At 34.6% G+C, this 13,317-nt stretch carries 9 protein-coding genes and 1 tRNA gene; 3 read left to right on the forward strand and 7 right to left on the reverse strand.

The genetic code is table 11. The annotated features are described in order from the left end of the window. Window positions 1–1,668 (reverse strand): S8 family peptidase, encoded by a 1,668-nt coding sequence (locus Q1A01_RS10640; protein ID WP_299680133.1) that lies wholly within the window; start codon window positions 1,666–1,668, stop codon window positions 1–3. A 17-nt stretch (window positions 1,669–1,685) separates the two neighbouring features. Then, window positions 1,686–2,543, reverse strand: a complete 858-nt coding sequence (locus Q1A01_RS10645) for an MBL fold metallo-hydrolase (RefSeq protein ID WP_299680135.1) — start codon at window positions 2,541–2,543, stop codon at window positions 1,686–1,688. A gap of 217 nt (window positions 2,544–2,760) precedes the next feature. Here Q1A01_RS10645 and Q1A01_RS10650 point away from each other — a divergent pair, with 217 nt between their 5' ends. Continuing rightward, on the forward strand, window positions 2,761–4,623 hold the full coding sequence (locus Q1A01_RS10650) for a sodium:proton antiporter (RefSeq protein WP_299680138.1): 1,863 nt from the start codon (window positions 2,761–2,763) through the stop codon (window positions 4,621–4,623). Between the two features lie 4 nt (window positions 4,624–4,627). On the opposite strand, the gene Q1A01_RS10655 is transcribed toward Q1A01_RS10650, so the two are convergent. Both Q1A01_RS10655 and Q1A01_RS10660 read right to left on the reverse strand, forming a co-directional pair. Further along, a complete protein-coding gene (locus Q1A01_RS10655) occupies window positions 4,628–5,968 on the reverse strand; it encodes an MATE family efflux transporter (RefSeq protein ID WP_299680334.1) in 1,341 nt (446 codons plus the stop codon). A 43-nt stretch (window positions 5,969–6,011) separates the two neighbouring features. Continuing rightward, window positions 6,012–6,515: a GNAT family N-acetyltransferase gene (locus Q1A01_RS10660; RefSeq protein ID WP_299680141.1), complete on the reverse strand. Its 504-nt coding sequence runs from the start codon at window positions 6,513–6,515 to the stop codon at window positions 6,012–6,014. 49 nt (window positions 6,516–6,564) lie between these two features. Between Q1A01_RS10660 and Q1A01_RS10665 the strand changes: the two genes are divergently transcribed. Both Q1A01_RS10665 and Q1A01_RS10670 read left to right on the forward strand, forming a co-directional pair. Then, window positions 6,565–7,362 carry a universal stress protein gene (locus Q1A01_RS10665; protein ID WP_299680144.1) on the forward strand — a complete coding sequence of 266 codons (798 nt, stop codon included), beginning with the start codon at window positions 6,565–6,567 and terminating at the stop codon, window positions 7,360–7,362. A 63-nt stretch (window positions 7,363–7,425) separates the two neighbouring features. Then, window positions 7,426–7,499 (forward strand) — tRNA-Ala (locus Q1A01_RS10670). A 208-nt stretch (window positions 7,500–7,707) separates the two neighbouring features. Here Q1A01_RS10670 and Q1A01_RS10675 read toward each other — a convergent pair. The 3 genes from Q1A01_RS10675 to kbl all read right to left on the reverse strand — a co-directional run bounded on the left by Q1A01_RS10675 (window position 7,708) and on the right by kbl (window position 13,255). After that, the gene (locus Q1A01_RS10675; protein WP_299680147.1) at window positions 7,708–10,431 is read right to left on the reverse strand and encodes a PD-(D/E)XK nuclease family protein; all 2,724 of its coding nucleotides are present in this window, start codon (window positions 10,429–10,431) and stop codon (window positions 7,708–7,710) included. A 104-nt stretch (window positions 10,432–10,535) separates the two neighbouring features. After that, window positions 10,536–11,942 carry an OmpA family protein gene (locus Q1A01_RS10680; protein WP_299680150.1) on the reverse strand — a complete coding sequence of 469 codons (1,407 nt, stop codon included), beginning with the start codon at window positions 11,940–11,942 and terminating at the stop codon, window positions 10,536–10,538. Between the two features lie 116 nt (window positions 11,943–12,058). After that, window positions 12,059–13,255 (reverse strand): glycine C-acetyltransferase, encoded by a 1,197-nt coding sequence (gene kbl, locus Q1A01_RS10685; protein WP_299680153.1) that lies wholly within the window; start codon window positions 13,253–13,255, stop codon window positions 12,059–12,061. Between the last annotated feature and the right edge of the window lie 62 nt (window positions 13,256–13,317).

Below are 13,317 nucleotides of genomic sequence, written 5' to 3' on the forward strand. Positions count from 1 at the left end.
TTATTTATTTAGTTCTGCTAATTTAAAGGCGTTGTACATATTAGCTATTTTGCCTGATTTAGAAAGTTCATTAAATCGAGCTCTCTTTGTAGGGTCGCCAGCTACAATAACAGATGTAGTTGCGGCTAAACCACTATTTATAATAATTTGTTTTATTCTACTTGCTTTGAGTTTAGGATAATAACTACGTAACATCGCTGCGATACCTGCAACATTGGGTGCGGCCATAGAAGTCCCTCCTTTAAACTCATAGTTGTTATTTGGAGTGGTTGACCAGATATGTTCGCCAGGAGCAAATATATCAACATTAGATTTCCCATAATTAGAAAAAGAAGCAACCATTTGACTACCATAAGTGTCATCTAAAGCACCAATAGTCATAAAAGTGTCACTCATTTCTGTAGTATTGTCTAACTGATCATTAGGATACACTCTATTAGAAGCATCGTCAAGATTAAGACCTTCATTTCCTGCTGCATTTACAATAAGAACATCTTTTTTTGCTGCATACTCTATCGCTTCGTATACCCATTCAGGATATTGTGCATAATACTTTCCAAAAGAAGTATTAATTACTTTGGCGCCATTATCTACTGCATAACGTATTGCCAATGCAATATCTTTATCATACTCATCTCCATCGGGAACAGCACGCAATACCATTAGTTTGATATTATTGTTTGCAACACCATTCATACCAATACCATTATTTCGCTGTGCTGCAATAATACCACCTACGTGTGTACCATGAGATGCACCTTCAACTTTGGGCCCAGTTACATTATTATCACCATATGAAGTATCAGTAATATCATAAGGATTATCACCTACGACACTTCTGTAATTAACCCCTAATCCATAATTGTTTAATTGACCTTCTATCTGTTCTAAGTCACCCTCTATATTTTTTATAAAAGCTGCAACGGTATCTTCATACTGAAAAATCTGTGATAAAAATGCAATATAATTTTGTGTTTGTTCATTAGGGCTCTGTATAGCACGTAACTCTTTAAGACTATAATCTTCTTTTCCTAATTTTTTTGAGATCACCTCATGTGGTGTTTTTAGATCCTTAAGTATTTGAGTACGATCTTGTTTAAAGTACTGTAATTCTGAATACTTCTTATTGCGCTCAGCTCTTGCTTTTTGATAAGTATTAAAAGCAGTTCTCTTATTTGCTGGGACTTGAGAGATTGTTTTTCCTTGAAATTCATCGTCATAACGATCTATAATCCTAGCAAGTTCTAATTGCTCTGTTTCAGTATTGCCTAAAAAATTCCATCCGTGAATATCATCTACATATCCATTATTGTCATCATCTTTACCATTACCTGCAATTTCTTTAGGGTTTGTCCAAATGGCATTTTTAAGATCTTCGTGATTAATATCTATCCCACTATCAATAACAGCAACAATGGTTTGTACACCTGATTTTCCAGGAAGCACTTCTGCATATGTCTTTTCAACACTCATACCGGGTATGGTGTCATGTATCAGGTCTTTAGCACCCCATGACTTTTCTTGAGCTTCTGAAAGGGGAGTGATTTTTAAAGGGTTGCTATCTATATTTGCTTCTACAACACGCACCAATGGAGCTGGGGTATCACATCCTATTGTAAAAGAAGCAATCGTAATAATAAGTGTGATTTTTTTATAAATAGTATGCATTTTAATAGGTAATAAATTTAAAGAATTTCGTTTAGAGAGAAGGTATCTTTAAGGCGTATACCTTTTTCTGTATGCTGTACGGTAATGATTGGATTATGAGCATCATGTTCTAACCACAAATAATATCCTTTATCTGCAGCAGTGCTTAAAAATAGCTCTTTTTCATCTAGTGTTATTAATGGTCGTGTATCATATCCCATCACAAAGGGCAATGGTAAATGACCAGCTGTAGGCAACAAATCTGCCATAAACACTATGGTTTTATCTTGATAGGTAATATGAGGGATCATTTGTTTGTCTGTATGGCCATCTGCAAAAAAGATACCAAACCCAAGCTCGGAAGATTCCTGAAATGTATTTCCTGATCTTGAAATGAATTTTAATTGACCGCTTTCTTCCATCGGAAGAATATTTTCTTTTAAGAAAGAAGCACGCTCTCTTCGGTTGGGTTGTGTTGCCCATTTCCAGTGATCTTCATTACTCCAGAATGTAGCATTTTTAAAAGCTGGCTCATATCCTGTTCTATCTTTATTCCATTGTACGGAGCCTCCACAATGGTCAAAGTGAAGATGTGTCATAAACACATCAGTGATGTCATCTCGATGAAAACCATATTTGGCTAAAGAAGCATCTATAGTATAATCTCCCCATAAGTGATAATAACTATAAAACTTTTCAGACTGTTTATCTCCCATTCCTGTATCTATCAGAATAAGGCGATCTCCATCCTCTATAAGCATACAGCGGGCAGCAATATCAATCATATTATGGGCATCGGCTGGATTGGTGCGTGTCCATAATGTTTTAGGAACTACGCCAAACATAGCGCCACCATCTAGTTTAAAATTACCAGCTTCTATGGGATATATTTTCATAAGATCTATTCGTATATTTTGGAAGAAAGTAGTTATAACGGGTATTTTGATGTATACGCTTTCGCGAAAGCGTATAAAATCACCCCCCTTCTTATATCTAAAATCTTTGCAAAATAACGAAAAAGGCATTTTTACAAAGATTTCTCAATGCCTTTTTAACAAAGAATTGTATATTCCTTATTTGTGAAGTAGTTTTAAATTAAAATAAAAAGGATATATGTTAGAGTTAGCAGGAATCATTATTCTAGGAATTATTGCGCAGTGGGTAGCTTGGAGATTAAAACTACCTGCAATTCTTCCACTTATATTGATAGGTCTTTTAGTCGGGCCTTTTTCTACATTATTTTCTGATGATGGTACAAAATGGATAGAACCCGTATGGAATGGAGTAGAAGGGTTTTTCCCTGGAGAAAGTCTTTATTATTTTGTGTCATTAGCCATAAGTATTATTCTCTTTGAAGGCGGACTTACGCTTAAACGGTCTGAGCTTCGTAATATAGGCCCTGTAATCACAAAATTAATTACAATAGGGAGTCTTGTTACTTTTATAGGAGCAGGCGTTGCTGCCTATTTTATTTTTGGCTTAAGCCTCAAGGTTTCATTCTTGTTTTCTGGACTTATTATCGTAACAGGACCTACAGTGATTTCACCTATTCTTAGAAATATTCCACTTAAAAAAGATGTGTCTTCTGTATTAAAATGGGAAGGAATATTAATTGACCCTATAGGTGCATTAGTTGCTGTATTAGTATATGAATTTATTTCTGCAGGAGGTGGTGGAGAATTTACGATTACCGCATTTAAAGAGTTTGGTAGTATTGTACTTTTTGGAACCACCTTTGGATTTTCTTTTGCACACGCACTAGCATTTGCAACAAAAAAACATTTGATACCGCATTATCTACTGAATGTTGCTACACTCTCTGCCGTATTAGGTGTTTTTGTAATGTCTGATACTTTTGCTCACGAGTCAGGGTTACTTGCTGTGGTAGTAATGGGAATGGTATTAGGAAATATTAACCTTCCGAATCTTAAAGAATTGCTGTACTTTAAAGAGTCGTTGAGTGTATTGTTGATTTCTATTCTTTTTATACTTCTATCTGCAAATATTAATATTGAGGATTTAGAATTATTATATAGGTGGGAAACTGTAGCGCTATTTCTTGTAGTAGTTTTTGTTGTAAGACCATTAGGAGTATTTTTAAGTACGCATGGGTCAGATCTCAAAATGAATGAGCGTGTTTTTATAAGTTGGGTAGGCCCGCGAGGGATCGTAGCTGCTGGTATTGCTTCTCTGTTTGGTTCCAAGCTTTTATTGTTAGAAGGAGTAGATGAAGTGCCAGATGCAAAGTTTATTACACCTTTGGTTTTTATGATTGTATTAGGAACGGTATTGTTAAATGCAACTACCGCACGGATCTTTGCCAAATTAATAGGTGTTTTTCTTAAAAAATCTGATGGAATCCTGATTGTAGGAGCTTCAGAAGTATCGCGATTAATTGCTAAATACTTACAAAAAAATGATAGACATGTAGTACTTTTAGATAGTAATGGTGCAAACGTTCGTATGGCAAAAGAAGCAGAATTAGATGCTATTGAAGCTAACATATATTCTGATGATGTTACAGATAATGTAGAGCTTAGTCACATAGGATATTTAATGTCACTTACAGGGAGTAGTGAAGTTAATAACTACGCAATAAACCGATTTAGAAAACAGTTTGGTGAGAATGGGGCTTTTAGACTTATCTCAAAAAGAGAAATGGACGATCCAAATAATATTCCTAAAGAAGGTCTTTTTTCTACAACAGACGATTATATTAATCTTATAGAAGTCGCTAGAAAATATCCAACTATTCAGGAAGTGCCTGTAAATTCTCAAGAAGAGTTTACATCTGTAACGGAAGTATTATTACAGGAAAAGGAAATGATACCTCTATTTATTAAAGAGAAAGATGGGTATATTGATATTATAAGTTCTCGTATAGAAGATACAGAATCAAAATCTTTTGAAGGATGTAATGTTGTATATCTAGGAAAACCAATGATTAACGAACTTGATAAAGCTGCAAACGAATAGTTATTTAGCTTCTTTTGGCTAGTTTATAATATGTGTTATGATATTTAATGATTAGAGCGCCAGTTCTAATAAACATCCATACTCCAAAAGCAATCCAGATTCCTGTAAGACCCCATTCCATATATTTACTAAGGTATATCATAGGAACAAATCCTAAAAAAGTAGCACCAAGTAGGGTGTTGCGTAAATAAGCAGTTTCTCCTAAACCTTTAAAGATGGCGTCTAGTGTAAATGTAATAGAATTAAGAGGTTGCATGAGAATTACAATAAAAAAGACTGTATAAAAAATTTGAAGTACACTTTCGTCTTTACTAAATAAAAGACCTGAGGATTCATAAAATATAAATGCTGCAATCATTAATAAGCCTGCAACCACTAGATTGTATAGATTGAGTCGTTTTGTTAATGTCCAAAGATCTTTATAGCTTTTTGCGCCTAGTAGCCTTCCTCCTAATACATTGCCAGCGGCACCATAACCATCAATAAAAAATGCGGTGAATAACCAGATATTAGCAGCAATAGTATGTGCAGCAATCGTTTCTTTTCCTAATTCAGTGGCTTCTTTTACTGCAATTATAATGGCGATATTTAAAGATAATGAACGCACAAATAAATTAAGACTCATTCCAACAAGTCTATCAATCTCTTTATGCAGCGGAAAACGTAAACGCAACGAAACATCTGTTTTTATGAGTACAAAAATAAGTGCCATAATTGCCATAAATAGCTGCGATATAAGACTTGCCCAGGCGGCACCTTTAATACCCATAGGCATTATAATATCTTCAATACCATATACAAGTGCAAAGTCGAGTCCTATATTAATACCTGCTCCAGACATGGCTACAATCATAGGCCAAAATGTATTTTGCAAACCTCTAAAAATTCCAAAAAGAGCAAAAGTAAATAAGGTGAGTGGGAACCCCCATACTCTGATTGTGTAGTATTCTAAGCTCAAATCCAATATCATTCCTTTGGCTTTAAATAGGATAAATATTTCTTCAGCAAGAAAATAAGTTGCTCCTAAAACAACAAAGCTTAAGATGATATTAAAATACACAGCCTGTGCGGGTAAGACTTTAATGTCGTCTAACTTTCCAGCTCCTAGATTTTGAGAAATAACCGCAGAGATGGCACTTCGAGTTTGTCCTAAAACCCAGATAAGTGCAGATAAAAACGCTCCTACAATACCTACAGCAGCAAGCGACTCTGTACTATACAATTCCATGTTTCCAACCACCGCAGCATCAGTACTTGATAGTACAGGCTCTGCAATCCCAGCAATAATAGCAGGAATTGCTAGTTGCTGAATACGTTTAAATGAAATATCTATTTTAGTAGTTATGCTGATAGGTTTCGTTTTAAAGAGTTTAGATTTTTTAGTAAGTCTATTTTAAAAGGAGTTCATAACAATAAAAGGGATATTTACTTTGTTTCGGAAAATAAATATTCCCAAGACGTTTATATCCTCTTTGTTCATAAAACTTTTGATTTCTAGCGTTCTGGCTAAAGGTGTCTAAGCGTACGGAGGTGAATTTATTAGCTTTCGCGAAAGCTTCTGCATACTCCATTAATTGAACAGCATATCCTTGCTTTTGAAATGATGGATGTACAGCTAGCCTATGAATATATATATTGTTTTTATTTGGTGAAAGCCAATCAACTTCTGTGTATTCATCGTCCATATAGGTAGAGATCACAATGGTACCCACAATCTTATTTTCTAATTTTAAAACATAGAGTTCATTGCGTTCTATATCCTTTTCAAAAGCTTCTTTTGAAGGGTAATGCTCGTTCCATTGATAAATTCCTTTAGAGATCATAAAGGCAGCACAAGCCTTAGTAAGCGATAGAATTTCAGTGATTTCCGAAATTTTTGCGTGTTCAATCACAGATATGAAGTATTTTTGCTTTATATATAGCTAAAATAAGCCTTATTCTATGAAAAATATACTAGTTCCTATAGGTTCGTCAAATGGTGCCATTACTACCTTACAATATGCGATTGATCTAGCACAAAAGATTGATGCCAATGTATATGTGATTTCTGTATTTCAGGAATTTTCTAGAGTAGGTGGTATGTCTAAAGTAAATACCTTACTTAAAGAAGAATCTGAAAATCGAATTACTCAAGTGCTTAGTACGGTAGATAAAAAAGACGTATCTGTTATTGCACACCCCATCAAAGGCGACATCTTAGAAGGGGTAACACGTTTTAATAAACACGTGCCTGTAGATTTAATGGTGCTTTCTCCGCGTAGTAACTCTCAAAGAGATGAGGTATATCTTGGTAAAACTTCTGGAAAACTGGTAAAGGAGACCAATATTCCTGTGCTTGTTATTCCAGAAAATGAAGTTTTTAAAACACCAGAAAAAATATTGATGGCATTTAAAAACGGAAGATTTTCTAAGAAAAAATTATTGGAACCTCTTTATAAGATGCAAAAGCATTTTGAAAGTACAGTACATCTTCTGCATGTTGAAACTGCTGAGAGTACTCCAGAGATGCTAGAAATAAGTGGAAAGCTTAAGAAAATAAGTGCTTCTTATTTACAAACAAAAAATGCAACAACCTATCAAGGGGTGTTAGAGCATTACCAATCTATTGAACCAGATATGATCTGTGTGGTACGTAGAAAGCGTGGATTCTTTAAGAAACTATGGGAAGCAAATGTTGTGTTAAAGAAAGATTTTTATACGACAAAACCACTACTTATTTTACGCGTACAGGAAGATTAATAGCATAAAGGTAATTTCGATACAATTTCTTTCAGAAATCACTCAATCACCTTTTTGTATTTTGGGGATGTAGCTCAGCTGGCTAGAGCGCTTGACTGGCAGTCAAGAGGTCGTGGGTTCGAGTCCCATCTTCTCCACATCACTTAGGAAATCCACACGGAAGTTTGAATTTTTGTTTTCACGAAAAACGAATCTAAGATTTGGTGTTTAGAGAAAATAAAAGCCAAAGGCTAAAATCCCCTGTTTGCAGGAGCGGTGTTTATGGACCTAACGAAGTTAATCCCATCTTCTTTACAAATGATTAAGAATAATATGATTTTTAAGATGAGTAACTTTAAATACGTATCATTTAACTGTATACTCCTCAAAAACACACTCTTCACTTCCAATCTCAGTAATCAATTGTGTCAATACTTTTTCAAATTCTAGTAAAGTCTCTTCTGTAATAAGATTGTCTTTTCCGAATTTAAACGGCATAAAACCGTTTTTAAGCCTTTTAAAAGAGATAATTCCTGCCTTTGCAGGAAAGGAAATATTGCCAGATTTATAAAGCATATAGGTATATAATAATATCTGAAATGCTTTTTCATATTTACCTTCTGGAGCTAGCAGATCTTGCCATTCTTTTATAGTAAGATCTTTGGGTTCGACACTACCAGATTTATAATCTATAATACGAACTTCACCATTTCGTATTTCAATACGATCTGCAGTTCCTTTTAAGACAGTAGTAAAAGGTAGCTGAGATTGTTGTAAAGGAGTCTGTAATTGTTGTTCTAATTGAATAATACGTATCTCATCTCCTTTTTGAATAGACTGCTTTTCAAAGGCTAGAAAGTTTACTAGATAGCGCTGTATGACCTCATATATAATTAAGTTCTTTCCTTTAGACAGGTTCATGCTTTTAAAAATAAGGTCAAATTGAGCCTTAATAACAGGAGTTATTTTAGAAAGCATGGTATCAATATGCGCTACAGTGAGTAAGGCATTTACATAAGGTTTATATAAAAATTCGAGAGCATTATGAATGATGGTTCCCATCGTATTAGCAGCCACAATCTCTTCTACTTCCTCCAATTCTTTGATGCCTAATACATATTTGTAATAGAAGTCTAGAGGATTACGTAAATAAGTCCCTAATGCCGATGGAGATAAACCAGACGCAAATAATCCCCTAAGCCTTTCAATAACAGCATCTGTTTTTGTAATGCTTTGTGTGGGTACAGTAGTCATTGTTACTGGAGGAGTAGCTACTTCATGCTGTATAGGATGAATTCCTTCTAGTTCTAATTGGAGTATAAAGCGACTTTTTTCTGTAGTACCAACACCTTCAGTCGCCGAAGTATAGACTAAATGAATAGCTTCAGATCTATGTAGTAAGCGATAAAAATGATATGCATAAACAGCATCTTTTTCTTGATATGTAGGTAGTTTATGTGCGTATTTTAGATCGTATGGAATGTAAGAATTACTACTTTTTCCAGCAGGTAAAATCCCTTCGTTTATAGAAGTAATAATGACATTTTTAAAATCTAATAATCTAGATTCTAGCATTCCCATGATTTGAAGTCCTTGATGTGGATCTCCTTGAAGATCTATCGTTTCAGAAGAAATGGTATCCCTATAAAATCGTATAAACGTAGGGATATCTTCTATGTATGTATGTGTGTTGTTAAGTGTAGATAGCTTATTGAACGTTTTATAAAAACCAAATAAGTACTCTAAATTAAGTGCGTCTTCAGCTGGGTCTAAAGTGTTTTTAAGTATTTGTATAAGCTCAAGACAGTTTTTAATTGCCTTTGCAGGAGTGTCTTCCCAAAGATCGAATAGTATTAAAATAGCTTCTGGAAGTTTTTCTGTATGTAGCATTTCTTCAAGATCACTAGTATTTACATAAATAATATTCGATTGCTGAATAGCTGTAATAATTAGTTCTGACTGATCTAAAAGGAGTTTATGTATAATAGGTTGTTGTAATAGTGTAATTACATTTTTATAGTAAAAACCTTTTTTATTGTATTCTTTTTTAAGCGTAAAAAAATGTTCAACTAGAGAAGCCAAAGGAGTTTGCCTTAATGGAATACCCATGGTGACATTAATATTCTTGATATTTTTAGGAAGTGCATTAATGATAGGAAGTAAAAGAGACTCATCTCCTAATACTAATACTGTTTCATTTAATTTTTCTTTTGAATATGTGGCAAGGTGATTCCCAATATATTTTGCGAGTTGTAAGCCTTGTGTAACTTCGGTAATAGTAATTTCCTTTTGTTCATTATAATGGGTGTGAATTGTCTCAAAAGGATTTGATTTAAAATAAGGCCAGTTTTTTATATGTTCTCTCATAAAAAGAGAAGCTTCATGAGCTTTGTTGTTCATAAAATGAGCTTCTGCATCCCAGTATATCTTACTATTTCCAGTCGCTAATAAAGCTTGGATAAGATGTTGTTCCGAAGTGTTTAATGCATTAAAGCCTAAGAATACATGTCTTTTATGTTCGTTGTTATTAATATAATACTCAATATCTTCTGCTGCTTTTCTGTAGATAAGTCCCTGATGTGCTGTATTAGCATCAAGGAGTATGGAGGTGAAATGAGTATAGTATTCAGGAAGGAGTTTCCAAAATTTTAAATAGTTTTTTATAAGAGTAGTGGTGTCTTTTTCTTTAGACCAATGATTTAGATCTTGTATAGCACTTAAATAATCGAAAAATGAAGTGTGATCTACAAGATAACGATCTATCTCATTAAAGTCACTTAAAATAGTTTGTGCCCAACCATAAAATACTGAAAAAGATTCTTTTTCTTCTGGAGGTGTTATTTTTAAATAGGCTTGATATAATGCAAATACTTGATCAGTTTGAGAGGCTTGTTTTAAGCCAGAGAGGTATTCTATAAACTCTTCAATACTATATATTTCAGGAGAGAAAATAGATTTTTCTAGGTGTAGTGCAATGCGATTACGAAGAAAGCTTCCAGCTCGTCTACTAGGAACAATAAAAGCTACAGAAGAGATGTCATCTAACTCTTCTATACATTTAGTAATGATATCTTCTATAAATGATTGCATATATCTAAAATAGGTACTTCTTTAAGAACTTTGAAGCAATTTATAGAAAATAAAAAAGCCTTGCGTGAGCAAGGCTTTTTCAATATGTATATTTTGTTTTCTAATTATTTGATAATAGAAAGCTCTACACGTCTGTTTTCTTGACGACCTGCAGCAGTTTTGTTAGAAGCGATTGGTCTAGCTTCACCAAAACCTTTAGACTCTAAACGAGAAGCAGCAATTCCATGGCTAGTTAAGTAATTTCTTACTGAAGCAGCTCTTTCGTTAGAAAGATTTAGGTTATAAGCATCACGTCCTCTATCGTCAGTATGTCCTTCAATTAAGAAACGAGTCTTAGGATATTCATTCATGATTTTAGCAACGTTATCTAAAGTAGCATTAGATTCTGCACGAATACTAGCAGCGTTGTAATCAAAAAGAACTGATTTGAACTGTACGTTAAGCTCGTTAAGAACTTCTACAGATACTTCAGGACATCCATTGTTTGCTACAGTACCTGCAACGTCTGGACACTCATCATCTTTATCTAATACGCTATCACCATCTTTATCTTGGTAAGGACATCCGTTGTTAGCACGTGGACCAGCTTCGTTTGGACAACCATCGTCAGCATCTTTAATTCCATCGCTATCAGCATCTGGACATCCACCTAAAGCAGCAACTCCTGCTACAGTAGGACAAGCATCCTTAGGATCAGGAATTCCGTCACCGTCAGTATCAGGACATCCTTCAAATTCAGCTGAACCAGCTACAGTAGGACAAGCATCTTTAGAATCTTGGATACCATCTCCGTCAGAGTCAGGACATCCGTCAAATTCAGGAATACCAGCAACTTCTGGACAAGCATCATCTTTGTCATATATACCATCACCATCTGTATCTTTACCTCCAAAAGAGAATCCTAAAGAAGCAGAATGTTGAAAGTGCTTAGGTCCTGATTCTTCTTCAAATACATGCTTGTATAAAGACTGAAGACCTACATTAAAGTTTTCAGATAACCAGAAACGTACTCCAGCACCTCCGTTAGCAGTTCCAAATCCAGGAGTTCCTCCTGTTACTTGACTATCTAACCAAGTATAACCAGCTCCAACAGATACATATGGATCAAACCAAGTACTTCCTACAACTTCTTTAAGACTATATGAAACAGCTCCATCTACAGCATAATGTTGTAATTCGTTTACAGGGCTAGCGTCACCTAATTTGTCAATTCTATTTAATGTTCCAGTTACTCCAACTACAAATCCGTCTCCAACATATCTAGAAATGTTAATATAAGAAACAGAAGGAAGGATGTTCCAGTGATCATTTACATTATAAAATTCTTCAAATACGCCTCCTCTAAGTTCAAGATTTGTTCCAGCTTGACGAGCACGGTCACCAACAGGATAAGTGTCAATAGCATTGGCACCGACACTAATTGCCCAAGGGTTATTTTTGTCTTGTGCATTCACCGATCCGATTACCATGATCAGAAGCGAAGCAACTAAAAATCTGCTAAGATGTTTCATTTGTTTATTCTTAATTTTAAGTGTTAATTAAAAGCAAAAGTAAGTTGTTAAAACTAATCAACAAAGATAAAAGTACTAAAATTTTAGAAAATGCACTGACTTTAGTGTAAAGTTTGCTAATTAATAACGCCTAATTCTTTTCCTACTTTTGTAAATGCTTCTATAGCCTTGTCTAGATGTTCAACTTCGTGAGCCGCGCTTAATTGCACGCGTATACGGGCTTTATCTTTAGGTACAACAGGGAAGAAGAAGCCTATGACATAAATCCCTTCATCTAATAAAGCATCTGCCATTTGTTGTGAAAGCTTTGCATCGTATAACATCACAGGAACAATAGCCGAATCACCATCAATGATGTCAAAACCTGCATTTTTCATCCCATTTTTAAAATATGTAGTGTTCTTAGCTAGTTTATCGCGCAAAGAAGTGTCATTTTCTAACATCTCAAAAACTTTAATAGAAGCTCCTACAATTGCTGGAGCCAAAGAGTTTGAAAAAAGATAAGGTCTACTACGTTGTCTTAAGATTTCTATAACCTCTTTTTTAGCCGTTGTATATCCTCCCATAGCACCTCCTAATGCTTTTCCAAGAGTACCTGTAATAATATCAATACGACCCATCACTCCTTTTTCTTCCAACGTACCGCGGCCAGTTTCACCAATAAACCCAGTTGCATGACATTCGTCTATCATTACTAAAGCATCATACTTGTCAGCCAGATCACATATTTGATCTAAAGGAGCAACAAGACCATCCATAGAGAAAACACCATCAGTTACAATAATCTTATGGCGTGCTCCAGCTTCATTTGCTTTTATAAGCTGCGCCTCTAGATCTTCCATATCATTATTTTGATAACGATAACGCGCCGCTTTACACAAACGCACACCATCTATAATAGATGCATGATTTAAAGAATCTGAAATAATTGCATCCTCTTTACCTAATAATGGTTCAAAAACACCTCCATTAGCATCAAATGCTGCAGCATATAATATTGTATCTTCTGTACCATAATAATTTGCAATTTTTTGCTCTAGCTCTTTATGTATATCTTGAGTACCACATATAAAACGTACAGAGCTCATTCCAAAGCCATGCGTATCCATAACATCTTTTGCTGCTTGTATCACTTCTTTATTTGAAGATAATCCCAAATAGTTATTTGCGCAGAAGTTAATCACTTCTTCTCCGGTAGAGATTTTAATAACAGCATCTTGAGGAGATGTAATAATGCGTTCTTTTTTATAGAGACCAGCTTCTTTTATAGAAGCAAGTTCGTTTTGTAAGTGCTCTTGTATTTTTCCGTACATGGGTTTAGTTTTTTGCAAATGTATATATTATTATATCAATTTAATTTTAAAATATTGCATTA

The sequence above is a fragment of the uncultured Dokdonia sp. genome (assembly GCF_947492815.1).
GTDB lineage: Bacteria > Bacteroidota > Bacteroidia > Flavobacteriales > Flavobacteriaceae > Dokdonia.

Bases quoted from the DNA above. Each gene is read 5' to 3' on its own strand.
- Q1A01_RS10665 (WP_299680144.1), top strand. From the start codon at position 6,565: ATGAAAAATATACTAGTTCCTATAGGTTCGTCAAATGGTGCCATTACT.
- Q1A01_RS10675 (WP_299680147.1), bottom strand. From the start codon at position 10,431: ATGCAATCATTTATAGAAGATATCATTACTAAATGTATAGAAGAGTTA.
- kbl (WP_299680153.1), bottom strand. From the start codon at position 13,255: ATGTACGGAAAAATACAAGAGCACTTACAAAACGAACTTGCTTCTATA.
- Q1A01_RS10645 (WP_299680135.1), bottom strand. From the start codon at position 2,543: ATGAAAATATATCCCATAGAAGCTGGTAATTTTAAACTAGATGGTGGC.
- Q1A01_RS10640 (WP_299680133.1), bottom strand. From the start codon at position 1,668: ATGCATACTATTTATAAAAAAATCACACTTATTATTACGATTGCTTCT.
- Q1A01_RS10680 (WP_299680150.1), bottom strand. From the start codon at position 11,942: ATGAAACATCTTAGCAGATTTTTAGTTGCTTCGCTTCTGATCATGGTA.
- Q1A01_RS10650 (WP_299680138.1), top strand. From the start codon at position 2,761: ATGTTAGAGTTAGCAGGAATCATTATTCTAGGAATTATTGCGCAGTGG.